The sequence below is a fragment of the Acididesulfobacillus acetoxydans genome (assembly GCF_902729405.1).
GTDB lineage: Bacteria > Bacillota > Desulfitobacteriia > Desulfitobacteriales > Desulfitobacteriaceae > Acididesulfobacillus > Acididesulfobacillus acetoxydans.
Genome location: NZ_LR746496.1, coordinates 2,866,618 through 2,891,745 on the forward strand (window position 1 = coordinate 2,866,618; position 25,128 = coordinate 2,891,745).

Annotated in this window: 26 protein-coding genes and 1 pseudogene; 19 read left to right on the forward strand and 8 right to left on the reverse strand. The window is 50.1% G+C overall.

Going from position 1 to position 25,128, the window contains the following annotated elements; genetic code table 11:
* Nucleotides 1-115: 115 nt before the first annotated feature.
* Nucleotides 116-388 (reverse strand): citrate lyase acyl carrier protein, encoded by a 273-nt coding sequence (gene citD, locus MNU25_RS12690; protein WP_240985407.1) that lies wholly within the window; start codon nucleotides 386-388, stop codon nucleotides 116-118.
* Between the two features lie 288 nt (nucleotides 389-676).
* On the opposite strand from citD, the gene MNU25_RS12695 reads away from it, so the two are divergent.
* A complete protein-coding gene (locus MNU25_RS12695; protein WP_240986837.1) occupies nucleotides 677-1,630 on the forward strand; it encodes a (Fe-S)-binding protein in 954 nt (317 codons plus the stop codon).
* Nucleotides 1,631-1,788: 158 nt separating this feature from the next.
* Here MNU25_RS12695 and MNU25_RS12700 read toward each other — a convergent pair whose 3' ends face one another.
* Nucleotides 1,789-2,643: an RNA-guided endonuclease InsQ/TnpB family protein gene (locus MNU25_RS12700; RefSeq protein ID WP_240986838.1), complete on the reverse strand. Its 855-nt coding sequence runs from the start codon at nucleotides 2,641-2,643 to the stop codon at nucleotides 1,789-1,791.
* 106 nt (nucleotides 2,644-2,749) lie between these two features.
* On the opposite strand from MNU25_RS12700, the gene MNU25_RS12705 reads away from it, so the two are divergent.
* A complete protein-coding gene (locus tag MNU25_RS12705) occupies nucleotides 2,750-3,001 on the forward strand; it encodes a heterodisulfide reductase-related iron-sulfur binding cluster (protein ID WP_261487229.1) in 252 nt (83 codons plus the stop codon).
* A 346-nt stretch (nucleotides 3,002-3,347) separates the two neighbouring features.
* Here the strand turns inward: MNU25_RS12705 and MNU25_RS20540 are convergent, their stop codons facing one another.
* Nucleotides 3,348-3,632 carry an ATP-binding protein gene (locus tag MNU25_RS20540; RefSeq protein WP_372503625.1) on the reverse strand — a complete coding sequence of 95 codons (285 nt, stop codon included), beginning with the start codon at nucleotides 3,630-3,632 and terminating at the stop codon, nucleotides 3,348-3,350.
* A 113-nt stretch (nucleotides 3,633-3,745) separates the two neighbouring features.
* Nucleotides 3,746-4,459, reverse strand: coding sequence for an IS200/IS605 family accessory protein TnpB-related protein (locus MNU25_RS12715; RefSeq protein WP_240985410.1), 714 nt, complete (start codon nucleotides 4,457-4,459; stop codon nucleotides 3,746-3,748).
* Between the two features lie 247 nt (nucleotides 4,460-4,706).
* On the opposite strand from MNU25_RS12715, the gene MNU25_RS12720 reads away from it, so the two are divergent.
* The 4 genes from MNU25_RS12720 (at nucleotide 4,707) to MNU25_RS12735 (ending at nucleotide 7,774) form a co-directional block, all read left to right on the forward strand.
* A complete protein-coding gene (locus MNU25_RS12720; protein ID WP_240985411.1) occupies nucleotides 4,707-5,000 on the forward strand; it encodes a FeoA family protein in 294 nt (97 codons plus the stop codon).
* A 31-nt stretch (nucleotides 5,001-5,031) separates the two neighbouring features.
* A complete protein-coding gene (locus MNU25_RS12725; protein WP_240985412.1) occupies nucleotides 5,032-5,253 on the forward strand; it encodes a FeoA family protein in 222 nt (73 codons plus the stop codon).
* A 61-nt stretch (nucleotides 5,254-5,314) separates the two neighbouring features.
* A complete protein-coding gene (gene feoB, locus MNU25_RS12730; protein ID WP_240985413.1) occupies nucleotides 5,315-7,450 on the forward strand; it encodes a ferrous iron transport protein B in 2,136 nt (711 codons plus the stop codon).
* A gap of 93 nt (nucleotides 7,451-7,543) precedes the next feature.
* The gene (locus MNU25_RS12735; RefSeq protein WP_240985414.1) at nucleotides 7,544-7,774 is read left to right on the forward strand and encodes a hypothetical protein; all 231 of its coding nucleotides are present in this window, start codon (nucleotides 7,544-7,546) and stop codon (nucleotides 7,772-7,774) included.
* A gap of 492 nt (nucleotides 7,775-8,266) precedes the next feature.
* On the opposite strand, the pseudogene tyrS reads toward MNU25_RS12735, so the two are convergent.
* Nucleotides 8,267-9,013: pseudogene (gene tyrS / locus MNU25_RS12740) on the reverse strand (tyrosine--tRNA ligase); the annotation flags it as partial.
* 234 nt (nucleotides 9,014-9,247) lie between these two features.
* Here tyrS and MNU25_RS12745 point away from each other — a divergent pair.
* The 3 genes from MNU25_RS12745 (at nucleotide 9,248) to MNU25_RS20545 (ending at nucleotide 12,327) form a co-directional block, all read left to right on the forward strand.
* On the forward strand, nucleotides 9,248-10,354 hold the full coding sequence (locus MNU25_RS12745) for a D-alanyl-D-alanine carboxypeptidase family protein (protein ID WP_372503624.1): 1,107 nt from the start codon (nucleotides 9,248-9,250) through the stop codon (nucleotides 10,352-10,354).
* A gap of 176 nt (nucleotides 10,355-10,530) precedes the next feature.
* Nucleotides 10,531-11,559: a DUF1906 domain-containing protein gene (locus tag MNU25_RS12750; protein WP_240985415.1), complete on the forward strand. Its 1,029-nt coding sequence runs from the start codon at nucleotides 10,531-10,533 to the stop codon at nucleotides 11,557-11,559.
* Between the two features lie 669 nt (nucleotides 11,560-12,228).
* On the forward strand, nucleotides 12,229-12,327 hold the full coding sequence (locus MNU25_RS20545) for a putative holin-like toxin (RefSeq protein ID WP_420838685.1): 99 nt from the start codon (nucleotides 12,229-12,231) through the stop codon (nucleotides 12,325-12,327).
* Between the two features lie 333 nt (nucleotides 12,328-12,660).
* On the opposite strand, the gene MNU25_RS12755 is transcribed toward MNU25_RS20545, so the two are convergent.
* Entirely contained in the window at nucleotides 12,661-13,485 is an 825-nt protein-coding gene (locus MNU25_RS12755) for a hypothetical protein (protein WP_240985416.1), read from the reverse strand.
* A gap of 742 nt (nucleotides 13,486-14,227) precedes the next feature.
* Between MNU25_RS12755 and MNU25_RS12760 the strand changes: the two genes are divergently transcribed.
* From MNU25_RS12760 to MNU25_RS12805, 10 genes are all read left to right on the forward strand, one after another.
* Complete coding sequence (locus MNU25_RS12760) at nucleotides 14,228-15,526, forward strand: IS110 family RNA-guided transposase (RefSeq protein WP_240985417.1); 1,299 nt, start codon at nucleotides 14,228-14,230, stop codon at nucleotides 15,524-15,526.
* A 570-nt stretch (nucleotides 15,527-16,096) separates the two neighbouring features.
* Nucleotides 16,097-16,681, forward strand: coding sequence for a chromate transporter (locus MNU25_RS12765; protein ID WP_240985418.1), 585 nt, complete (start codon nucleotides 16,097-16,099; stop codon nucleotides 16,679-16,681).
* Nucleotides 16,668-17,219, forward strand: a complete 552-nt coding sequence (locus MNU25_RS12770) for a chromate transporter (protein WP_240985419.1) — start codon at nucleotides 16,668-16,670, stop codon at nucleotides 17,217-17,219. Before MNU25_RS12765 ends, MNU25_RS12770 begins: the two co-directional genes overlap by 14 nt.
* A gap of 215 nt (nucleotides 17,220-17,434) precedes the next feature.
* Complete coding sequence (locus tag MNU25_RS12775) at nucleotides 17,435-17,959, forward strand: PadR family transcriptional regulator (RefSeq protein ID WP_240985420.1); 525 nt, start codon at nucleotides 17,435-17,437, stop codon at nucleotides 17,957-17,959.
* Entirely contained in the window at nucleotides 17,956-19,212 is a 1,257-nt protein-coding gene (locus MNU25_RS12780) for an MFS transporter (RefSeq protein WP_240985421.1), read from the forward strand. The genes MNU25_RS12775 and MNU25_RS12780 overlap by 4 nt, the downstream gene beginning before the upstream one ends.
* 221 nt (nucleotides 19,213-19,433) lie before the next feature.
* Nucleotides 19,434-19,886: a Fur family transcriptional regulator gene (locus MNU25_RS12785; protein WP_240985422.1), complete on the forward strand. Its 453-nt coding sequence runs from the start codon at nucleotides 19,434-19,436 to the stop codon at nucleotides 19,884-19,886.
* A gap of 152 nt (nucleotides 19,887-20,038) precedes the next feature.
* Entirely contained in the window at nucleotides 20,039-21,070 is a 1,032-nt protein-coding gene (locus MNU25_RS12790; RefSeq protein WP_240985423.1) for a metal ABC transporter solute-binding protein, Zn/Mn family, read from the forward strand.
* Entirely contained in the window at nucleotides 21,067-21,912 is an 846-nt protein-coding gene (locus MNU25_RS12795; RefSeq protein WP_240985424.1) for a metal ABC transporter ATP-binding protein, read from the forward strand. Before MNU25_RS12790 ends, MNU25_RS12795 begins: the two co-directional genes overlap by 4 nt.
* Before the next feature lies 1 nt (nucleotide 21,913).
* The gene (locus MNU25_RS12800; RefSeq protein ID WP_240985425.1) at nucleotides 21,914-22,807 is read left to right on the forward strand and encodes a metal ABC transporter permease; all 894 of its coding nucleotides are present in this window, start codon (nucleotides 21,914-21,916) and stop codon (nucleotides 22,805-22,807) included.
* On the forward strand, nucleotides 22,807-23,643 hold the full coding sequence (locus tag MNU25_RS12805) for a metal ABC transporter permease (RefSeq protein ID WP_240985426.1): 837 nt from the start codon (nucleotides 22,807-22,809) through the stop codon (nucleotides 23,641-23,643). The genes MNU25_RS12800 and MNU25_RS12805 overlap by 1 nt, the downstream gene beginning before the upstream one ends.
* 92 nt (nucleotides 23,644-23,735) lie before the next feature.
* On the opposite strand, the gene MNU25_RS12810 is transcribed toward MNU25_RS12805, so the two are convergent.
* Entirely contained in the window at nucleotides 23,736-24,101 is a 366-nt protein-coding gene (locus MNU25_RS12810; protein WP_240985427.1) for a GtrA family protein, read from the reverse strand.
* Between the two features lie 37 nt (nucleotides 24,102-24,138).
* Nucleotides 24,139-25,110: a glycosyltransferase family 2 protein gene (locus MNU25_RS12815; protein WP_240985428.1), complete on the reverse strand. Its 972-nt coding sequence runs from the start codon at nucleotides 25,108-25,110 to the stop codon at nucleotides 24,139-24,141.
* Nucleotides 25,111-25,128: the final 18 nt, after the last annotated feature.

Consider the following 25,128-nt stretch of genomic DNA (forward strand, 5'->3'; position numbering starts at 1 on the left):
GATTTAGCGAAAGGCCCACCTCGGGCTTTTTGCGATTATTCGCCGGCGAGCAACGGCCGCCAAGAAATTGTTGGCAAGAGACCGCCGGCAAGAGACGCCGCCAGCCAAAGGACCGCTAGTTGGACGCGCGTTCTAACGCCGCCTGCAGCCTTGCTCTTATGGTATAATCCAAAGCTCCCTTGTCTTCTGCTTTGATAGTGACGTTATCCGCTCCCAGTTCTTTGGCTTTATCCATGATCACCTTTTCTATTTGTTCGCCGAACAGCTTAAGAACGACGTCCTTACTTTTTAACTGCAAATGAATTCCGGGAGTCTCACTCGGACTGACAGTTATTAAAACATCGCTGTTCGCCGTTGACCCCGCCTGAGCAGTTTTCGTAACCAGCATCTCAAATTCCACTTCCATCCCATATTTTGTTTAAAAGAGTAAAATGACGCGGCAACTTGGCCTTCGTCAAATGGCAAGGCCAAGGTATTGGCACACGTATAAATTATATCAGAATTCGTCCTGAGGTGGCCAGATTTTAAGTGAGGTTCAGAGTTATTTTGTCCGTAACTGCAAAAAAGTATAAAGAATGATTAGAATAGTCGTGAGTATCCCCTCCCTGGCCCCAGATTACTACCCTTAAATATGAGAAAAAATTTCAAGACTTTTTAAAAAAGGTAGGAATGTTGCATCCTCTGCGGTCCCTGCACCGTAGTCTGTCCAGTTTACAGTGAGGTAAAACGGGAGACGGCTGTGGCCCGGGGCAGAATAAGACTGGTTAGGGAACATCTAGACGGGAGTTTGGACCTGAGCGCTACCATGAGGAACTATTTGGATTTATGCCTGGGTTGCCGGGCCTGTGTGGTCAGCTGCCCGCCCCAGGTTCCAACTGACAGAATCGTCAGGGCGGCCCGAGCCAAGTATGCTGTCCAACAAGGCCAGCCGCTGGTGCGTCATGTGCTACTGCGCAATGTCTTGAATAAGCCCGAACGTTTTTCCCTGGCCCTGGACTCAGTTAAACTTGTACGCACTGTCAGGCTCAATCATCTCTTCCCCAAGACACTCAAAGCAAAAGAGGATTTATTGCCTGAGCTTCCGGAGCAAACGTTCTGGGAAATGCTCAAAGGGCGCAAGCTGAAGAAAAGTGCCAAAAAAACGGGCTTTTTCTTAAGTTGCATGGATAATAACGTCTTTCCCCAAGTCGTCATGCAAGCCATAAAAGTTTTGGAAAAACTGGATTTTGAAGTGGTCATCCCCACTGGTATTGTTTGCTGCGGTGCGGCCCATCACAACTACGGGGATTTGGACAATGCCCGCCGGCTGGCGCGTCAAAACATCCGGGCCTTCGCCAGCGCAGATGTGAAGGTTATCCTGACCGACTGCGCTTCTTGTGAGTCAACCATGCAATCCTACGGCGAACTCTTCGAGGGAGAAAAGGAAGAAGGGGAGGCCCAAAACTTCGCCAGCAGGGTCATGGACATCAACGTCTTCTTGCAGGATAAAATCGTATCCGGTTCTCAGCCGGTCGATGCTATCGCAACTTATCACGATCCCTGTCATGCAGTCCGCTATCAGAATATTAAGGAGGAACCCCGCAAGGTGGCAGCTGCAGGGGGTGAACCACCCCCGCTTACGCTTCGCTAAGAAGCGGGGGCTTCTCGGCGAACACTTGGACGTTGGCTTCCTGTTTCATCAACCGTTGCCCTCGTCCAGTACTCAAGGTTTCTCAGTGCTGGATGAGGTCTTACGCAATTTCCACAGGCGTAACTTCGGGCGGTTCCCGCCCTACAGAAAATCTATATTTAGGCCATGACACTCAGTCCACGCTCTAAGATGAGTTTAGCACTCACTAGATCCCGATCCATCACTAATCCGCAAACGGGGCACTCATGGACACGGACACTGAGATCTTTGGGGACATGCGCTCCACATAAGCAGGTTTGCGATGTGCCCTTGGGGTCAACTAGAACGTGTCGTTTCCCCTGGCGTAAACTTTTGCACTCAATGTAGTCTCCGAATTTCCCCCATCCGGCATCCTGGATGCTCTTGGCGAGTTTGTGATTTCGGATCATGTTTTTTATCCTTAGATCCTCCATGATAATAAGGTCATGGTTCTTGACGATCTGAGCACTTGCCTTGTGGAGAAAGTCCCTGCGTTGGTTGGCGATTTTGGCGTGTACTTTGGCGACCTTCGCTTTGGCCTTCCCTCGGTTGTGTGAACCTTTCTTTTTGCGGTAAAGCCTGCGCTGTTCCTTGGCAAGTTTTTTCTCTGTTTTGCGGAAGTACTTCGGGTTGTCGATATACGTTTCGTCAGACAAAACCGCAAAATGGTTGATGCCGCGATCAATGCCCACTGCTTTCATGGCATTTTCTACCGGCTCAGCCTCTGGTATTTCAGTGGTTAGATTAGCGTACCACTTGCCGCCATGGTATTTGACATTGACCCGCGAAATAGCCTGGGCCGGAAACTCTCGGTGAACGTTCATCTTAATAAAGCCTATTTTTGACAAGTAAATACAACCCGGTCTGCTGAACGTCTTCTTGACATTATCCACTTGCGGATAACTGAATGAAGTGTAGTGGTCCCGGTCTTTGTAATGTGGATATCCGGCAAGACCGCTGAAAAACCGTTTGAAAGCATCCTCTAGTCGACGCAGCGCATCTTGAAAATACTATAGGCTTTTTCGTGAATGTCCATAGCGATTCATCCCCCGCCTATAGAGGCCTATAGAGGACGGGGGACTTCTCGCAAGCCATGTTAAAGTGGAGGAAATGGCTGAAGCCGACCGCTGCTGCGGCGGCGGAGGGACTTTTAACATTTTCCATTATCAACTTTCTATGAAAATTCTCGACCGTAAAATTGAAAATGTGCGCAAAACCGGGGTCTCTATCGTGGCTACTTCTTGCCCGGCCTGCCGTATTCAGTTGGCTCACGGCCTGAAAAGGCACGGGCTGGCGCTCAAAGTTTTGCATCCGGTTGAACTGTTAGCCGAATCCTATGGGAAAGGGGAGTGAGAACGCCTGAAAATGCAAATGAGCAAACTGCAATGGCAGAGCGCGTCAGGGAGCAGTTATGTCTAGACAAAGACATGTGTGTGGAATTTGTGATGTGGAGAAGGGGTGGAAGGTAAAGATAGAACAACCGCATTTTCAGAGGGGGATAAACAATGGCCAATTATTCCGAAGTAGAGGACAGAACCATCAAGAAATTATGGACCCGCCTCATCCCATTCATTTTTATTCTCTACATTGTCTCCTTCCTGGATCGGGTCAACCTGGGCTATGCTGCGCTTACCATGAACAAGGCCCTGAATATCAGCAGTACGGCGTTCGGACTAATATCGGGCATTTTCTTCTTCGGTTACTTCATTTTTGAATCAAATCCCGGCCCCAAATCAGAAATTTCAAAACGAATTTCCCTGGATTCTTCCTCAGCCTTTATGGTGATACTGCCGCCATCTGGCAGGTATTCCAGGCTGTTGCATACGACATTATCAAGAACACGCTCCAATTTTCCCAGATCAATCTTATAAAGGGTATCCTTGAACCTCCCCGGACTGAAGTCAGAGGATTCCCGGTTGCTTCCGGGGACTTCGTATCTGCCTGGGGTACACGTTAACCGAAGTGATCGGGCCGTAGGCCCCACTGCTGATTCCGCATTTTACCCAGTCCAAAAGACCAGCGGGTTCGTGCCTCATCCGGTTAACCCTATAGGCTAACCGAACGCCTAGCCGTCACCGGCCAGGGCTTAAAGCGTATTCAGGCAAGCCATTTTTTTCTGAAGTTCCGGCCAATACCGAGTGAACCGATGTAGTCCGCGTTCACGTCTTTGACGCCACAGGTCGGGCATTTAGCGAGAGCCACGCCTTGGTAACGCGTGAATGTACCCCCGCAGTAGGGGCATTCTTTAGATGTATTCCTGGGACTGACCCGGTTGACCACAATCCCTTCGTGCAGCGCCTTATACCGGGTATACTTGACAATCCGCCCTTTGACCCAGAAGATAAATTTCTGGTTGAGCCGGTGAGACTGGGTTCCCTTGCTGGGCTTGAGGTTTGTTAGGTGCTCAAAGACGATGGTTTTAGCTCCGTGCTTTTTGGCAAACTCCACAATGGCCCTCGAAACCCGGTGTGCCACATCATCGTTGAAGTTGCCAATTTTATCCCAAAGGTCTGCCGCAAAGCGTTCTCCTTCAGGAATCACCCGGGTCTGTTTCTGAAGTCTCACAACTTTCTCAAGATAGCTCTTCCTAAGATGATTGTCCTCACCACCCGATATAACCTTGGTGGCTAAGACTCGACCTTTCCTATCCTGAATCGTCATGACGAGATGGTGGTTGATCCCTAAGTCCACGCAGCACATTCTGAAGTCGGTCTTTCCCACTCTGACCTGGACACTCTCCAACTTTACCGCTTTTCTCGGCAGCACTACCGGTACGTGTAACTGCCAGCCGCTCTGTTTATGGATGAGCATGGGGGTTCCCGCCTCATACCCAGCCGGTACAATCAGGGGTTGCAGATCAGTATGGTTTGATGTACATGGTAGGTTTTGTCTTTTTAAAGCGACATAGCGCGAATGTGCCAGGTTTGAAGGAAGATGCAGATGATCCTTAAACAGGGAATAAAAATCTGAACTTCCCTATTGAGAATGATAATCACTCGTAGTAAGATAAGAGCAAGGAAAATCTACTTAACCCTAGCCTTTGAAGGAGTGGTTTCAAATGGAAAAGGAAAAAATAGCGGCTGTAGCCGCTCCGAGCCGGACAACATGCCATGGAAAGGCGGTGTCTTTAAAAAATGTAATTCCTTTGAGCATGGTGCGCGCGGGGGAGCGGGTCAAGGTCAAGTCTATTTCCGGCAAAGACGATATAAGACGCTTCCTCAGCAGCATGGGTTTTGTGGAGGACGCTGAAGTAATGGTTGTTTCGGAAATGAATGGAAATGTTATTGTAAAGGTCAAGGGGACCAGGGTTGCGGTCAGCAAGTCAATGGCGAACCGCGTGTTAACTACCTGACTTCTATTTTTTCTGTTGGAGGGGGAAAATCATGAAAACACTGAAAGAAATCAACCCGGGAGAAACCGTATCCGTCCTTGCCTTTAACGGGACAGGCGCACTCCGCCGCCGCCTGATGGATATGGGGATTACCAAAGGAACCAAGATTTTTGTGCGCAAGGTAGCCCCATTGGGGGACCCAATCGAGATCACGGTTCGCGGCTATGAGCTTTCCCTGCGCAAGGGCGAGGCGGAAAACATAGAGGTGGGCTGAAAGGTTTCGCGGATTTTTTTTAGTCTAAACGTCAGAATGGTCTTAAGAAAGAGGAGGCGCAATGCCAACGAAAATCGCGCTTGCCGGCAACCCGAACTGCGGCAAGACAACCCTGTTCAACGATCTGACGGGCAGCAGCCAGTATGTGGGCAACTGGCCAGGTGTTACCGTGGAGAAAAAGGAGGGGAGGCTAAAGGGCCATAAAGACGTGATCATTACCGACCTCCCGGGGGTCTATTCCCTTTCCCCTTATACGCTGGAAGAGGTTGTCAGCCGCAACTACCTGATCAATGAGCATCCGGACGCCATCATCAACCTGGTGGACGGCACCAACCTGGAGCGGAATTTATACCTGACGACTCAGATCTTGGAATTGGGCATTCCGGTCGTGATTTCCCTGAACATGATGGATATCGTTAAAAAGTCCGGCGACCGGATTGACAGCCTGAAGCTGGGCGCGTCACTAGGCTGCGAGGTCGTGGAAACTGCCGCCATTAAAGGAGAAGGTTCGCTGGAAGCCGCGGAAAAAGCCATCGCTCTCGCCAAAGGGAAACAGACCCCCGCCCCGCAGGGCAAGTTCAGCAAACAGGTGGAGGAAACCCTTTCCGGGATTGCCAAAGCATTCAAGGATATTCTGGAACCGCAACGTGCCCGTTGGTATGCCGTTAAGCTCTTTGAACGGGATGAAAAGGTTTTGGGACCCCTCCAGTTTTCCTCAGAGCAAAAAAATAAGCTGGAAAGCCTTATTCTCCCCATCGAAGAGGAGTATGGGGATGACAGTGAAACAATCATCACCAACGAAAGGTATGAATATATTGCTCAACTTGTGAACAAGTGCCTCCGTAAAAACTCCAAAGGAATGTCGGTTTCCGACAAAATTGACCGCATTGCCACCAACCGCTTTCTCGCTCTTCCGATTTTCGCGGCTATTATGTTTTTAATGTATTATACATCCGTGACCACTTTGGGCCGTATTGCCACAGACTGGGTAAACGACACCCTGTTCGGCACCTGGATCACCAATGGTGCCACCGCGGCGTTAAGTACCGTGGGCGCCGCCGACTGGCTCAACGGGCTCATTGTCAATGGCATTATCGGGGGTGTGGGCACTGTGCTCGGCTTTGTTCCCCAGATGCTCATCCTGTTTTTCTTCCTTTCCCTTCTGGAGGATTCGGGATATATGGCCAGGGTTGCTTTCATCATGGATCGGATCTTTCGCAAATTCGGTCTTTCCGGGAAATCCTTTATCCCGATTCTGATCGGCACAGGTTGCGGTGTACCGGCCATTATGGCAGCCAGGACTATCGAAAACGAAAAAGACCGCCGGATGACAATCATGCTTTCCACCTTCATGCCCTGCACTGCGAAGACGGTGATCATTGCCATGATCGCCTCGACATTTTTCCCGAAGTCCTTCTGGATCGCGCCCGCTATGTATTTTCTGGGGATTGCCATCATCATTTTATCCGGCATCGGCTTGAAAAAGACAGCCTACTTTGGAGGAGAGCCTGCTCCTTTCGTCATGGAGCTGCCTCCTTATCATATCCCGGCGCTCAAAGGAGTGCTGATCCATATGTGGGAACGCTCCCGGGCTTTTGTTATTAAAGCCGGTACAATCATCTTTACGGCTTGTGTCCTTATCTGGTTCCTCTCTTCCTTCGGCTGGACGCTGAAGATGGTGGATATAGAGAGCAGCATGCTGGCAGGCATTGGGCATGCTATTGCCTGGCTCTTTGCCCCGCTTGGCTTTGGGAACTGGAAAGGAGCGGTCGCCACGATCAGCGCTCTCATGGCAAAAGAAAGCGCGATTGGCACTCTGGCTGTTCTGAACGGTGTCGCGGATCCGAATAACACGCAGTTTGTGATGACCGGTATCGCTTCCATGTTTACGGCGCTGGGAGCATTCTCATTCATGCTGCTGAATCTCTTTGATCCTCCCTGCATCGTGGCCATGGCCACCACCAGCCGGGAAATGGGCAATTCCAAATGGACAGCGATTGCCATTGGCTATCAGGTTGTACTGGGCTACAGTATAGCGTTTATCGTCAACCAGCTGGGCAGTGTCTTGTTCTACGGCGCCAGTTTCGGAATCGGGCAAAGCATAGCGCTCCTCCTTTTGGCCTTGGCGGTTTTCCTGCTGATAAGGCCGTCTTCGCACCGCGGGACAATGTTCGGCCGGGCGGGTAAAGCGATTTAAAGTTATTTAGAAGTTCACAGAAAGGTTTTATCTAGTATGAGGGCTGAAGGCGCGTTTTCCGCCAAATGCTTTTATCGGAGAGGAAGTCAACCCATGAATTTACCGACCCTTTTTATTGGATTTGCCGTGGTCGCACTTCTGGTCCTGGCAATCCGTTATATTATCAATAAGGGAGCCTGCGCGGCCTGTGAAGCAAAAGGCGCCTACCAGTCCGCGCGGGCGGGTTCCAATATTCCCTTGGGCTGTGGCGGTTGCAGGGGATGCCACCATTGTTCGGGAGAGGACAGACCTTTCAAGTCCACTGCCGATCATTCCGGTGAGTGAAATCCCTCAAGTGCATGTCCGCCTCAAGGACATTGTCGCTATAGATCATTGGGCCGATCACCACGGCCTTAGTCGTTCGGACGCCATTAATATGATGTGTATCTTCATTCTAGATGCCGGAGGGGGATTCCGATTCCTCCCCCGGGTGGCTCCGATTTGCCGGAACAAGTTCATGTTCGCCTTAAGGCTATCCCCTTGATTGACGAATTTGCCAGGGAGCATAAGTGCAGCCGTCAGAGCCCATTAGTGCCATGTGTGTGGCTTATATAGAGACAGAAAAAAGGATGCTCCATGATTTGCGGGCCATGGAGATTGACTTCCTCCCCCGTGGAAACGCGAGGATTCCTAAGTCTCCCGAAAGATCTTAGATGGCCGTACAAGTGGCCTCTATACTGTCACCGTCAGGCCGCTGCGTTACTTTTGATCGCTCTCACCCAGGAATTCGATCCCGTTTTTGGCCCCGAAATAGCCCTAATCAACGAGGAACTCCCCTCACGGGCGCCGTCTTAGACTAAGGTCCCTGCCTGCCCGGCACTCGGAAACGATCGCCTGTGGATCGGTTACTCTTTCTTCGCGCAAGCGCACCCCACCCTGCTCAATCAATCTTCGCGCTTCTCCCCGGCTGGGGGCCAGACCTGAGCCCACCAAAAGGGTCACCAGTTCCAGCCGTCCGTCCGGACCCTTCAGGGCCCCCACCTCAATCTCGGGCATTTCGTCGGGGGCTTCCTTCTATTGGAACATCCTGATAAACTCCGTTTGTGCCCTTTCCGCCTCTTCTTCCCCGTGGTAAATACCGACGATCTCACGGGCCAGACGCATTTTTAAATCCCGGGGATGCGTTGTTCCTTCGTGCAAGCCTGCTTCCGGCCGCCGAATCTCCGCAACCGGAACTTTGGTTACCAGTTCGAAATAACGGATCATCAACTCATCCGGCAGGGACATCGTCTTGCCGAACATCTCACGCCCCGATTCGTAAACCCCGATGTAATTACCCAGGCTCTTACTCATTTTCTGAACCCCGTCCAAGCCCTCCAGGAGAGGCAGCGTCAAAGCAACCTGAGGTTCCTGACCCGCTTCCTTCTGCAGGGTGCGCCCCATAAGCAGGTTGAACGTTTGGTCCGTACCCCCCAGCTCGACATCGGCCCGCAAAGCGACCGAATCATATCCCTGCATCAGGGGATAAAGGAACTCGTACACACCGATGGGCAAACCCGCCGCATAGCGTTTGGCAAAATCGTCGTAACCCTCTACCGATACCTAGAATCCATGTGAATGTTTATGGCTAATCAAAAGCAAATCTGTAAGAGCATAGACAGATACCAAATCGTCCTCTGCGCGTCTTTATGCCGGAATATGGGTTTTGGCCTTTGAGTAGTATGTAGGTAGGGAGTTGCTGCAAGCACAATCAAAAAGACTTGGGGTATCAGACTTTGCCTATTACTCATTCAACATCCAAAACGAGAGGGGCCGGAAATGATAAAGACACCAAAAATGTTGAATTTCACCATGGCGTTGGTCCTGGCCACAACCTTGCTGATGGCGAATCTTGGATCCCCGGTCTCCGCTCAGACGATGAAGGCCGTGCCTCCGATTCAAGGGGAGGCGGTGTACCTGATGGATTTACAGTCAGGGCAGGTTCTGTATGCCAAAAACCCGGAGGAAAAGCTTAACCCAGCCAGCACGACCAAAATCATGACAGCGCTTCTAGCGATTGAGCGTGGCAACCTTAACGATAGGGTTACGGCCAGTCGGACGATGTTGGACAGTAAAATAGTCTATGGCACCCAAATCTATTTGAAGCCGGGAGAACGCATGTCACTCAAGGATCTCCTTTATGCCGTCTTGCTTAATTCGGCCAATGATGCGGCCGTGGCGGTAGCGGAGCACATTGGGGGGAATTTGCCGCATTTCGTGGATTTGATGAATAAGAAAGCTAAAGAGATTGGCATGGTCAATACGCATTTCATGAATCCAACCGGTCTAACAGAGAAGGGGCATTTTACGACCGCTCGTGATTTGGCGCTGCTAGCCAGAGTCGCTTACCAAAATCCGGTTTTTCGTCAATATGTCAAAACAAAAATCCATACCATTCCTCGCGCTCAAACCAATGTTCCTACAGTGATGGTCAATGAAAACAAATTACTGTGGCAGGACCCTGATGTCAACGGAATGAAGACCGGATATACTACGGCCGCTGAAAACTGTTTGGTGGCCACCGCGACACGCGGCGGGCGGGAACTCGTGGGCGTGATTTTAAAGGCTCCAGGAGGGGAATTGTTTAGCAATATGAAGGAGCTGCTCAATTACGGTTTTTCGTCTGCGCCTACGCTCAACAGGCAACAAGCGAGTTCAGTCTTACCAAGTACCGACAAGCCGGAATTAAAAAGGGTGCACCTGAGAAACGTATTAGTTCGGGCAGAGGCTTTGAAAGGCGTGGATCTAGGTGTAATCGATTTTCTATATTTTTCCCCACTGGGGGTGCTATCTTTGCTCGCCTTTTACCTTTTAGTCCATTTGCTCACGGGTCTTGGGACCCATCGCCGGGCCTGGGCCAAGAGTGACCATTGGGAAGAGAACTGAGTCCAATCATTGAAACCTCAAATACCTTTTGAGCGATACCTTTACCTCTCCAAGAAGAATTTCTATTCCCGTACGATGGGACGCAAGCGTAAGCCTGTATGTGACGTGAGGTCTTTAAGGTTCTAAACGTGGCTTGTCCTTCATAATTCTTGAGGGAGAGGGGGGGATAGGCCATTGTGAGTGATGCAGCTTTAACGTGGCAAAAAAGGAAATCGTTGACTTTGGGCAGAAGGTTGGCGATCTTCTTTGTTTTACTATTCGTGGCGGGGCTGATTTACAGCTTGGAAGCCGGATTCCCTGGCCAGTTGATACATTTTCTAAATGAGAGAAAGTTTCCCTACGATGACATCCTTATTGAAGGAGTTCCTGGTATTTCCGAGAGGCAGCTCTTAGCGCAAGATGAAGAAGAACGGAAAATTGCTTCGCGGGCAATATTCTTACCCATTCTAGGTCCAGCTGGGTTAGGGTGGATTTTCAACCCATCGGTCCCTAAGCACCCTAAGCAGGATGTACCCCCGAAACCTTTAATGGCGAACTCTACGACAATTTCCAAGCAAACATCTTGTATTAATGGTCTTGATGCGGACTCAGACCTCTCTTTGGAGGTATCAAGTATACGGACAAGTACGCCCTATCGGTTTGTTGGTCGTTATTTAGGAGGGCCGTGCTATCCTGGCAAACCGTTATCAGAATCGGAAGCCTCGACCCTTAGCAATGCCGGATTTTGGATCGTCAGTATCTATTCCGGTGCAAATCATACGGACACGATTCATGGCGGAACGCAATCTTATGCTCAAGGTCAAAAGGATGGACAACAAGCCGTTTTGTTAGCCGGGGAAGTTAGGCAACCGGTTAAATCAGCTATTTATCTAGATCTCGAAGCGCAGCAACTGAATCAAAATCACTATGTTTCTTATGTGAAAGGCTGGGTCCGTGCCGTGAGGGCGGATGGATATATCCCAGGGGTATATTCTTCAGTAGCTCAGCTTCAGACGATTCTGCGTGAATCTTGGGCCGGGACCTCAATCCTCTATTGGGACGCGCATTGGCTATATTCCGGCGTACAAACCCCGGCACCCTGTCCGTCCAAGGACCTGAGCTACGCTCAAGTCTGGCAATATGCCAAACATACCCTGGTGTGTAAAAAAACGGTTGACATTGACACGGCCAAAAACACGGATGGTATGTGGAGAATATCTAAATAATCCTTGGATTTTTATTGGGTGTGGGCGTAGTTCTCCTTGGTCTTGCACTGGTTGTGATAGAGTTTGTTAAAACTCTATCACAACCAAGCCCCAGAAGTGCAGGCACACCTGTTCGGTCTCTGATTTGTTTTTGCTATTTTGTAACAAGCTCTATTAAACCGCGCCTTTAGGCGCCTTTCTTTTTTATGGATAATATACAGTAATGACGTTTCCTGTCTGCACAGGTAAAATTAATGCATTGCCCGTTCCCAATACTCTTCCCACGGCCAGAGCGGCCATCAATTGTCCTTGTGGGAAAGCTACCTTCACTTAACCTTTTATCCGAATATGCGGAGACATTCTGGCTTTCCAAGCCGCAAGGAAATTTCGGCAGTGCAACTAACAAGGGCAACAAAAGCCGGTCAGTAGCAAGCTCCCGGCTCTTTTTTACCGAACATGCGCAATGTAAGCGACAGACGGACGGACGGATCCAGGAATTTCGGTCAGTCCATCCGTCAAATTACGGACAATCTACGCCATCAATCCACGGACACTATGCGGCGGCAGTAACACTATCCCATACAATTGAAGAAAAAGTATGGTCTACTTAGGCTACACAACGAAATAGGGCACGGTGGGCGGCCAAACCCCTAAATCTTCCAATTTTCGCGTTGGAAGAGGGTGAGGCCGGTGACCCAGTGGTATCAAACATTAACGCTAATGATTGCGTTTGCGACATTAGTGGTTCTGATACTCCAGTTTGCTTACAATATGACAAAAAAGAAGTAGCCCACCCCTGAGACGGAGGCTACTTCTTCTCTCCCTATGGCCGCCTATAGTGGCCCGATTGTGCAGGCTGGGATGCTCACAACATCCCAGCGTTTAGTATGTATATTATACCTTGCGAGGGCAATCAATGCAAGAAGTGGGAAGAAAGAAACGCAGAGCCTAAAAATATTTTTTCACAGCAGCCACGACCCCCTTAAGAAACCGTGGCTCGCTATTGCTTGCTATGGCTCGGCTGGCACCTTGCAATTGTCTTGTCCTCGGGCATCGTTTTCACGGCAGGGCCGGGGTATAGAGAGGCCGATGGGAAGAAGACTAAAGAAGACTAAGGAAGCATTACACAAGAGAGGGAGTTCTTTGAGATAATTGACCCTCCGTGTAGCCAAAGTGCCAAACTTTTTTATTCGAGCAAGCCGAATACCATATGCGTAGCGTCTGTGAATTACCCGGTTCCCGAACGAAACTGCTCCGATAAATGTAACCGTTGTCCCACTGATTTCCGGTGCCCCGACGAAGGATCGGCTGCGCAAGGGGCATCCTGAGTTCTTTGGGGTCTGACATGGGTGCTGTGGCATAAAATAGTTGGCAATCTTTTATAGTACCCTTTTTCGACCAACCGGCAATCAAAAACTCGACGTTGTGTTCGATAGGATTGGGTTTTGCGGCGATATGCCAAGGAATATAGCCGCCGTTCCAAGCATCCCAGGGGGCATTGCAAGGTTGTGGAGGGCTCCAGACAAGGCCGTTGCTTGATGTATACGAATGCATCGTCACGTTCCCGTCCGTCGTCCACATGTACCATTCTTTGGCGCTTTTGCGCCAAACGGTTGGGGATAGGATCAAACCGGTCTTGTGGTCCCACTTCTTTTCGACGCAAAGAATCTTGTTGCTTGGCTTATGATTTGGGCTGATTTTCTTGGCCCAGATTTTTTCAAAGGCGCCTTCGCTATATTCACGCCAATAAAGGATTAGCATGTTTTGATTCGGGTCATAAATTAACTCCGGGTCTGAATTATAATTGCGGTTTATTAAGCCGAATGGTCTTGGAACCAATGGGTTTTTGATGGCAGGTGGATTATGCCACTTCAATCCATCTTGGCCCACCAAAAGACTGGGATTTTCATGAGTACTCCAAAAGTAAGGAAACGGTGTCAACGCCATCCAATAGCGGAATCCCCCCCAACTTTCCAGGCCATATTCGGTCTTAAAATCAACGATGCTGGGATGAACCGCTTGCCCGGAACGATCGTAGGTAGGTGTCACCATATATCTGGGCGCATTCGCCAGGTGTGCGACAAAGAGGAGGGGGGAGGCAGAAGGTGGGGAAGAAGGCGGGGGTACTCTCCTGTCAACTTTGGCGAGAGGAGGATGAGCTTCTTTAACGTTACTCGTGTTTTCGGCAAAAGGAAAATAGCGAAAATAAACGTAACCTGCTCCCACGCCGAGAATGGTTCTTAAGAAGTTCCTTCTCGTCACTAGGGGAGTTTTCTGGCGAATCCTCTTATCTGTTTCCACGTTTGCGGCCTCCTCTGCTGCAGCTTAATCCTGAGTAAATATTATCACTATCCTCCTTGTAAGATAAGTATAGGGCTCAGGCCTTGAATATAGCCCGAACGTTCTTTTACAACTTGGTCCTTATTGTTCAGATGAATCAATCGACACTCTAGCTATCTATCGCTAAATATCATGCTATAATCGTTTTTGTCAGAGAGATAGATGTGCGTTCCTCCTGGATCCCTCGTTTGAGGTCTTATCCGTGAAATAGCGTGTCACTCCACAAGAATGATTCGATGTTTAGCTGGTTGGGTCACTTATCGAGTGCTACCCGTTTCAAATGCAAGGTTGTTCGACATTCTTCTTTAGTGGATGCTCTGATTCATCTGTTTTGAAAGGTTGTGTTGTTTTGTCCGAGTTCCTAAATGATTTCGTTGTCGGAATCGATGTTTCTTCCGAATTTTCCATCGTTGCAATGCTCGCCCCCTCCGGAGAACTTATCCGCAAACCGTTTAGGATTGAGCATAATCCTGGTGGCTTCCACAAACTACTCGACATCCTTAAAAAGGAAGAAGAGCGGTTAAAACGAAAGCCCATCTACTTCGTAGAATCTACAGGTATCTTTCACTTACCACTCTTCTTCTTCTTGCGGTCGAATGACCTCAAGGGTTTTGTGCTAAACCCTCTGAGTATCCATTCTATCAAAAATTTCGACCTAAGAAAAGTGAAAAATGATAGGAAAGATGCCGAAGCGATCGCCAAGCTGGCAAAATACCAGGACGTTAAAGCTTCCATAGTTCCTGAGCCCCAAATTCTTGCTCTCCGTATGATGACCAGAGAGTATTACGCTCTTTCGGACATGCTCACGGAGATGAAGAACCGGCTCTGTACGGATCTCTACCTGCTTTTCCCCGGATTTCTCGATGTGTTCTCAGGGTCCCTTGGCAAGACGGCTTTAACCGTCCTGAGAAGCTATCCCTCTCCTAAAGCCGTTCAAGCTGCTGACACAGAAGCACTTACTTTGCTAATCTCTAAAACGAGCCGAAAGAGCTCTGCGTGGGCTTCTAACAAGGTAAATCAGCTTCGTGACTGTGCTCAGCTTGCCTCTTCTATGCCCTGTGAATTCGCCTTGCTGGGTACTAAGATTAAGTTTCACATTGATGGGATAGAACACATGCAAACAAGCTTAAATGGCATTGATGCACAGATCCACACGATGATCGAATTGGAACAGTTTCCTGCGAAGGCAAGGCGCAATATTGAGCTTCTGGATGAAATACCCGGTATTGGCTTTTTGACAGCTGCTACGCTCATTGCGGAGATCGGAGACTTTCGTCTGTTCAAATCCCCTAAAGCCTTCACCGCCTTCTTTGGCATCGATCCCTCGGTCAACCAATCCGGCAAATTCAATGGAGACAGGAACAAGATCTCTAAGCGAGGCACACGCATAGGGAGAAGAGTTCTGTTTGCAATCGCCATGGCCTCCATTAGAACAACCCGGAATGGTCAGGAGATTAACCCCGTTCTGCGGGACTTCTACACAGCAAAATGCGTTAGCAAGAAGAAAAAGGTAGCTCTCGTGGCCGTAATGCACAAACTTCTTCATTACATCTTTGCAGTTCTCCGTGACCAGAAACCCTTTGAAGTCAGAAAACCAGAAGATCACCAATCGTGGAGAAAAACAAAACTTCAACAGGCTGCGGCTTAAGATAAAGCGCCGGCATCGTGTCAAGGGTGATGCGAGGGATACCGGAGACCGTTAAGGCCGAGGATATGCTCGCTCATCATCCCTTTGACACGTAGACCACACCTAAACGCTTGAAGACGGCAAAGTCTCTTTCACCCCAAAGAGCTACCCAAGATTAAAAGAAACTTTGCTTGGCAAGCGCCGAGCGTTGCGTCCCCCCCTTATTCACGTAGGTTTAGTCATTGTTCGGATTTTTCAATGGCTTGGTTTGTATTACCCTCCTTTTCTGAGCCAGCGATCAAAGAATTAATCAAAAAAACTCTTGACTTTTATTAGCTGGTCTTGGGGAAAAGCAAATTTCCTTTTGGGATCCCTGAGGAAGTCCTACAGTCTTTACATATACTACCATCCTCAGGTTAATCTCGCAAGGGTCAGGTGGCCATTTCTGTGATGCAAGCGGTTGTCCAATTTTGTTCATGAGATAAAGGTATTACGAACTTACGGATGTTCTGTAGACGCCGAAATTTCGTGGTGCTAATCTTGTTTTGCTATAATAATCACAGGGAGAGGTTCGAAAAGCAGTTAGGGGAAGTGGCTGAGGTGGTAATGAAGGCGATGGAGTTACCGGAGTTGTTTGCGGTTTTTCTCAAGATTGGCTGCCTTGCCTTTGGCGGGGGTTATACGGTCATAGCGCTTTTGCAAAAGGAGACCGTCGAAGCCAGAGGATGGCTGGATAATAACGAACTTACGGATATTATGGCCATCTCTCAAACGCTGCCCGGAATCATCACGGTCAATGCGGCGACGATGATCGGCTACCGTAGACAAGGGCTCGTGGGTGCGACTCTTGCCACCGCGGCTTCCATTTTGCCCACCTTTATTTTGATTCTGGTTCTTACCCATATGGCCTGGGGATTTACGGATAATCCGCTGGTCCGCAAAGCTTTCACGGGAATTCTCCTGGGGGTTGCTGCTTTGATCCTTAACACCCTTCGCAAGACCGGGAAAACAGCCGTCAACACTTATGCGGATGGATTATTGGCGCTTTTTACCACGGTCTTGCTGCTTGGCACCGGGCTCAATGTTGCTCTGGTCATCCTTCTGGCGGGCGGGCTTGGCTGGGTTAAGAATCTGTACGCCGAAAAACGGGGAGCCAAGAAACATGGCACTGATTAATCTATTTATGGTGTTTATGAAAATAGGAGCTCTCGGTTTCGGCGGCGGCTACGCCATGATTCCGTTCCTGGAGGCGGAAGCCGCGGCACACGGCCGGGTCCTTCTTGAGAATTATATCAAAGTTATCGCCATGGCGCAGGTAGTACCCGGACCCTTTGCCGTCGATTCATCTGCTTATATCGGTTTTGAGGCGGCGGGTATACCGGGAGCCCTGGCGGCTACATTCGCCATTTGTCTGCCTTCTTTCGCTGCTTCTGTTATCATCAGCAAGTTTTACGCACAGTTTAAAACGAACACCGGAATCAAAGCCTTATTGGACGGCGTGAAACCGGCTGTGCTGGGGTTGCTCGCGAGTGCGGCCTACATTATTGGTGTTAAGCCGCTTTATGAGTTAAGCCACAGTCTGGCCTCGTTAACCGTGCTCAAGGCCTTCTTGGCGATAGCTTGCGGCTACTTTGCTCTAACCCAAAAAAGAGTTCGCATCGGCACCTTGGCTTTTCTCACTGTTTTTGCGCTCGTGGGCATCTTGTTCTTCTAGGAGTTGTCTTTCCGCAGCCGAAGAAGGATGGTAACATTTCGGGAATGGCGCCGGCATGGATTGTCTTTGGGAGACAGCCGCAAGGTTGCCGAAAAATCGGCGCACAAATGTTTGAGTGAAAAAATTTGCCCAGGGGCGGGAGTTAAGCTTGACGTGTAATATGGACAATAGTAATATTGAAAATACTAATATTACTAAGGCATGGGGGTGTTCTTTTGTCTAACGTCGAGTTGATTCTGATCAAATTCATTAAGGCCAAACCTTCCTATGCTTACGAAGTTGAAAAAATGATCGAGGAGCGGGAGATGCGGCAGTGGGTAAAGATTGGGGGTGCCACGGTTTACCAAGTTCTCGACAGGCTTTGTCAAAAAGGCCTGCTGGAATTCAAGGTGGAAAGAGAAGGGAAAATGCCGGAGAGAAAACGTTATCACGTGACTCCGGAGGGAGAGCGGGCTTTTGCTTTGGCCACGGCTGAGTTGCTGAGGAAAAACGAGCTCTATTATTTTGACCTAACGACAGGTTTGACCTGCCGGCACTTTATGGAGCCGGCGGTATTCAGGCAAGCTATCGAGGAGCGATTAACGCGACTGAACGATTTTATCGACCACTTTAACGAACGCTTTGACAAGGCGCGGGAACTCTATCCGACGAAAAGGCTTCTGGTGAGGGAATATTTGCTCTCACACTACAAGCTGGAGCAAGCCTTTCTGGCAAAGTTGTTGAAGGAACCGAGCGCATGAGCGGCGCCGGCCTGAAGGGCAGGGTCAGTCGGGTTTTCCCGGCTTTGAAGCAGCGGAATTTCCGCTATTTTTGGTTAGGTCAGTGTATTTCCTTGATTGGTAGTTGGATACAGACCACGGCCCAGCAGTGGCTGGTCTACACGATGACGAAATCGGCGCTCTTGCTGGGGTTGCTCGGAGTAGCCCAATTCGGGCCGATCATGTTGTTGTCGCTTTTTGCCGGGGTCTTTGTCGATAGATATCCCAAGAAACGGATGCTCATTTTTACCCAAACCTGTCTGACGATCCAGGCGCTTGTCCTCGCCGTCCTGGTATGGCTGGGACACATCGCCTATTGGGAAGTTCTGCTGCTGGCGGCTTTTATGGGTTTGGTCAACACCCTGGATCTCCCCACACGGCAGTCTTTGCTGCCGCAACTCGTGCCTAAGAAAGACTTGCGGAGCGCTATTGGACTTAATTCGGCCATTGTCAACGTTGCCAGAATATTGGGACCGGCCTTGGCCGCTCTCCTTATGGTTCAATTTGGGGCAGGATTCTTGTTCTTTCTGAATGCTATCAGTTTCATACCGGTTCTTGTCGGCTTGCATCTAATTAAACTTAAACCCGAAAATATCATCAATGCTGAAAAAAGGGTGCTGGCCGGGGTACGGGACGGTCTGGCGTATATTCACCGTTCTTCGATTTTATTGGGAGCGGTCTTTTCCATGCTGGCAATTGGTACGTTTGTCATGAATTTCAGCGTCGTCATCCCTCTCTACGCGGTTGAGGTGCTCAAGCGGGGAATTCATGGCTACGCATTTCTCTTGTCGGCTTCCGGAACGGGGTCATTGTTAGGGGCGCTTTTGGTGGCATCTTGGGCAAAGGGGAATCCGCGCCTGCGTTTGCTGTTGGGCAGTGCCTTTCTGGTTTCGGGGCTGCTGTTGTTCCTAAGAAACATTCACACTTTACCGCTGGCCATAGGTATGTTTGTTATGATAGGATTTGTCAATATTATCTTTATTACGACGGCGAATTCGACGGTTCAGCTCAATACGGAAGATCGGTACAGGGGTCGGGTCATGAGCGTCTATTCCTTCGCCTTTTCCGGCACGACACCTATAGGAAATCTGTTTGCCGGGGCAGTGACACAATGGTGGGGCGCGGGAATGGGCTTTTTCCTCTGCGGAGCCGCATCTGCCTTCTTTCTCTTGCTGACGGTTTTGGGCCTGGGCCTTAAACTAAGAAAGCGTTCGTCATTTGATCGAAGTTCGTAGACCCATTTGAAGCAGATCTAAAGCAGATGTGCAACAGATGTACAGAGGAGCAGGGTGAAGCAGATGTAAAGTGATACGGGTGTGAAGCAGATGCATGGGATAATTCGGAAGGCTTCCTATTTACAATCTGAAAGAGATGATATATACTACAAATCGTAAAGATTACGATTTACCAATAGTGGACAGACAGATCTCACGAGAAGGTAGGGGTGAAGGCCGGAATGAACTCAGAGCAAGAAATCCTTGAGCAGTTAAAAGAATCGGGACACCGCTTTACCGGTAAACGGAAAGAGGTCATAGATCTTTTTATTGAATACAAAGACAGATATTTAACGGCCAAAGATGTCTATGAACATGTCGAAAAGGTCTATCCTTCCATCAGCCATGATACGATCTATCGTACGTTGGCCCTTCTCGAACAAGAGCACCTGATTGAAGAACTGGAGTACGGGGACGAAGCCTGTAGATACCGGCTTAGTTGCGGACCGGAGCATCACCATCATTTGGTGTGCTTAGGCTGTGGAGCGACTAAAGTGCTTCATGGTTGTCCTATGGAATTCATGGAGATTGATCAGGAAGACTTTACGGTGGTGAATCATCGTTTCGAGATTTTCGGTTATTGCTCCACTTGCCGCCTTTCCGGCCGAGGCCAGGAAGGTGGAGGACAGAAGTGAATTAAAGCCGGCATTGATGCACCCAATGCAATTCAGACGCCGGCTTTTCCTTTAGCGCAGACGAGGGGGGCCATCGTTGACAATGTGACCAGAGGAACGGTGATTTGAGGACTGCCGATAGGGTGACTGCCGATAGGGTAAGGGGCGAAAGGGTGAAGAACAAAAGGGTGAATACCAATATGAAGGATGACGACTTAAGTTACCTAAAAGTTGTCCGAAAAACAGGGGTCCAGGGAAGAAGAGTCGAGGGCAGAGGAGTGCTGCTGGCGATTCTGGTAGCTTTAACGTCCATTTCCTTGTTAGGAGGTTGTGGCACTCAGTCTCCCACTGCCAAGGTAACGCCATCGACCCGCGAAAAGTCCGTCCTGGCGGTTGGTGCGGAAAACGAATATGCTGATGTCATCCGTCAGATCGGAGGGAAATATGTGTCGGTTACCGCGATCATGAGCGATCCCAGCGTCGATCCGCATTCCTATGAGGCCGACACTCGAGATGCGTCCATCGTTAGTAAAGCCACTCTCATTGTTCAAAACGGCCTTGGCTATGATGATTTTATGAATAAACTTGAAGCGGGTTCTCCCCATTCAGGTCGGGTTGTTATTGATGTCGCCCAAGCTCTTGGCTACTCAGAAAATACGGCCAACCCCCATCTTTGGTATAAACCCGAGACCATGCCCAAAGTGGCCGCGCCGATTGCCAAAGATCTCGAAAGGCAGTTGCCCAGTGAGAAACCGTATTTTGAAGACCAATTAACTAAATTTAATGATTCTCTGAAAACCTGGCATGACGACTTGAATCAACTTCACAAGGCCTATGGTAATACCGGGGTGGCGGTCACCGAGCCTGTGGCTGACTACATGCTGGAAGCCGCTCAGCTTCAAGTCAAGACCCCTTGGGGATTTCAGGCTGCGGTTATGAATGGGACAGACCCGTCACCGCAAGACGTGAAAATTCAACAAAACCTGCTCATAGATAAACAGGTGAAAGTACTTATCTACAACCAACAAGCGGTGGACAGCGCTACAACTGCTTTGCTGCAACTTGCTAAACGCCATGGAATCCCAGTGGTTGGTGTTTATGAGACAATGCCCCCTAATCATACGTACCAGACATGGATGGAAGACGAAGCCACAAACCTATTAAAGGCACTCAAGAGCGGCGTTTCAACGGAGACTCTTAAATGATGGATTGGGCTGCAGGAAAGGACGATCCGGTCTTAGCACTGGATAATATCTCGGTACAGTTTGACAAGCGTTGTGTTCTCAAAAACGTCAATATTCGGGTTTACCCCGGAGAGTTTATCGGACTCATCGGTTCCAACGGTGCCGGGAAATCCACTCTACTCAAAGTGATTCTTGGGCTGCTGTCTCCCACTCAGGGGACTGTGCAGGTTGGTGGCCCGGCGGATGGAAAAGGAGAGCGCTTGATGGGCTACGTACCCCAAAAGCTATTTTTGGCTCCGGACATTCCTTTGCGTGGACGCGATTTAGTAGCCCTGGGGCTGGATGGACACCGCTGGGGGATTCCACTTTTCAGCAAAGAACGAAAAAGGCGGGTGAGTGAAATATTGGAGGCCGTCGATGCTGCGCGCTATGCCGATGCCCCTGTGGGTCAATTATCCGGCGGTGAGCAGCAGAGGCTGCTCATCGCTCAAGCGCTGCTGACAGATCCACAAATCTTACTGCTGGACGAACCTCTGTCAAACCTTGACATCAAAAGTGCCTATGAGGTGATTCAGTTGGTTTCCCGGATCGGACGCGAAAAAGGAATCGCTGTGATTCTGGTAGCCCACGACATGAACCCCCTTTTAGGTGTTATGGACCGGGTCGTGTACCTGGCGGACGGAAAGGCTCTCATGGGGCAGATCCCGGACGTTTTCCGCAGTGACGTATTGAGTGATTTATACGGATATCCGGTTGAAGTATTGAATGTGCAAGGACGGATCATGGTGGTTGGCGGCAGGAATTTTGAAAACAACGGCTATCCCAGGGAAGCCATTTGTTGCGAATCGAATGAGGTGCTCTAAGATGACGCGTTTAGGAGAACTGTTATTCGCCCCCGGTTTTTTCCAAAGCGCGGAAGTAACCCGGGCTTTGCTGCTGGGCAGCATGGTGGCGGCGATATCCGGTTTGATGGGCGTGTTTGTCGTGATTCGCGGCCAAGCGTTCATCGCGCATGCCTTGGCCGATTTTGGCGGTGCCGGCGCGGCGGTTGCCTTTCTGGTCAGAATCAATCCTGTATGGGGGTTCTTAACTTTCGGGGTTCTCGCGGCCACGGGTGTGGAGTTTCTCGGTAAACGGGCCGGCGAGCGGGATTTGTCGACCGGGATTGTTTTATCAGTGGCGCTAGGAGTGGAGTCGTTGTTCCTCTATCTCGATACTCACTATACAGGTCATGCGGGGGCGCCGATGTTGATCCTATTTGGATCAATTTTTTTGGTCGCACCCTTTACAGTCCCAATCATTATGGCCCTCACCGTCACTACGGGAGTCACCCTAGACTTAATCTACCGGCCTCTGCTGTTGAGCTCCATTGATCCGGAACTTGCCCGCATACGGGGGGTTCCGGTTCAAGCCATGAGTCTCATATTCGTGATTTTGTTATCTCTGGTGGTAGAGGAGGGCTCATTGATGATGGGTGCCTTGCTGAGTATCTCTTTGCTCATTGGACCGGCGGCTGCCGCAACGCACCTTACCCACCGCATGGGATGGGCCATGCTTTGGTCGGCGCTTTTGGGGATTACAGCCATGTGGATGGGGATTGTTTTGGCCTATGACAGTTTCTACTGGCCCCCGGCCGGACGCGGCTGGCCCGTGAGTTTCTTTATATGCGTTCTCGTTTTGTTGTTTTATCTTCTGGCAAGGTTAAGCAGTCAACGCTCTCAAGTAAAGGTTCGGGTTGCAAGGAAGTGTGATGCCTAATGTTTAGTTCAGGTCTGTTTACAGAGACCTTCATGGTCCATGCCTGGATGGGTGGAACCATGGTGGCTGTTCTCTGCGCCCTTGTAGGGTTCTTTGTGGTGATGCGCGACTCGGCTTTTGTGGCACACACCGTACCCCAAGCCGGTTTTGCCGGGGGTGCCGGGGCGGTATTCTTGAATGTGAATCCACTCTATGGCTTGTCCGTGTTTGCGGTGGGAGGCGCCTTACTCATCGGCTACCTGGGTACACGAGAACGCAATGATGTGGCAACGGCACTAATTTTGGTTGCGGCCCTTGGAACAGGGGCGCTTTTCTTAGGATTGACCAACAAATATGCAACCGGGGCTTATGCTCTCCTGTTTGGTCAACTCGTAGGCGTCAGTTCTGAACAGATCGTCACGACTGCTATTTTAAGTCTTATATGTTTGTTGGCCCTAGCCTTTTTGTATCGTCCTCTTTTGCTCGCGTCTGTCAGCAAAGAAATCGCTCAGTCCCGTGGTATTCCGGTGAGATGGGTGGAGATGTGCTTTATGGTCATTGTCGGGTTGACGGCGGCCATTACCGTTCCGGTGGTAGGCGCCTTGCTCTGTTTCAGCTTGCTGATTGGACCCACCGCTGTGAGTATTCTCCTGACAAGCAGCTCCGAAAAAGTTATGGCTTTGTCCTTGCTCTTTTCCGTGCTCACGGTCTGGCTTTCACTGATTTTAGGTTACTATTCCGGTTGGCCTATCGGATTTTTTGTCTCAATCATCGGAGCCATTCTCTATTTGGCTGCACGGTCCATAAAGTTGTTTCGATACAAGACGCGCGCGTTGTTTCCACACCATGCAAGGTAGAATACCCCTCGATTCTATCAGGGCTGTAGAGTTATGCTCCATTCCATGCGCGCCAGACCCATTGGGTCCAGTTCCTCCGCTGAGGACAGGTCTCAGGCAAATATCCAATATCTGTAGCCAATATAGCGAACAGACCAAGTGACGCCCGTAACCGCTATTTTCGCCAGGTATATGTTGACTCCAAGAAAATCGTTGAGGGTTTTCAGGCCCAGCAGGGAAATCCCCAGAGACAGGATATTCAAGCCGAAAAATTGAACGAACTCTGACTGGGTGCTCATGCTCTGCCCTGCATTGTCGAAGGTCCAAAGCTTGTTCATGATAAAACTGTTGAGCACCCCAAAACAGTACGAGATGGTTTGAGCTAGGAGATAGTTCATCCCGGCTGCGCGAATGAGCAAAAGAAACAGCAGAAAGTCGACACCCGTGTTGACGCAGCCCACCAGCAGAAACCGCCACAAACACTTGTACCTCGCTGGAAGGAGCCGGCTTAAGCCTTTAGCGGGTGCGCGCCCGGAGCTTCGCATGTACATCATACCCCATCTTTTCTTTCAGTATATAAAGCGGCCTGGCCTTGGCTTCGTCAGCTATCCGCCCGATGTATTCACCCAGTATAGCGATGGCGGCCAGAGTGACTCCGTTACCGAATAAACCGACCGCAGCCAGCCAGTCCCAGCCCGGCGCGGCGAAACCGGCAAACAGCCGCGCACCTAAGGCATAAAGCAAGTACAAGCCACTGGCCAGAATCATCACCGTCCCGAGGTAACCGGCCAGTTTCAGCGGCTTGTAGGAGAACGAAGTGATGCCGTCTGCCGCCAATTTCAGCATCTTGCGCAGCGGATACTTGGTCTCCCCCGCGAAACGTTCCTCTCGGACAAACTCTATCCCCGTTTGTTTAAAGCCGATCCAACTGGCCAACCCTCGCACATACCGGTTTCTTTCGGGCAGAGATTTGAGGGCATCGCAGGCCTTGCGGTCCAGCAATCGGAAGTCGCCGGCATCCAGGGGCACATCTACCTCGCTCAGGCCATGCAGAAGCTTATAGAAAAGTTTGGCGGTCAGCTTCTTAAAAAAGGTTTCGCCCTTTCTCTCCGCTCTTCTTCCGTATACCACGTCGAAACCTTGCCGCCACTTCTCGATCATCGCCGGTATCACTTCCGGAGGGTCCTGCAAGTCGGCGTCGATCACGACCACCGCCGAGCCGCAGGAGTGATCCATTCCTGCGGTTATGGCGATCTGGTGGCCGAAGTTCCGGGAAAAACTCAGGAGTTTTATATTTTCGTCTGTCTGGCAGAATTCCCGGGCCAAGTCCAGGGTTCGATCCCGGCTGCCGTCGTCGACAAAGATGATCTCGTAGGGCTCGCGGGTAGAGTCCAGCACCTGTTTCAAGCGCTTATAAGTTTCGGGGAGCACCTGCTCTTCGTTGTATAAAGGTACCACTACGGAGAGCTCAACCGGCCTTCTATCCATATTCACCCTCCATTCTGC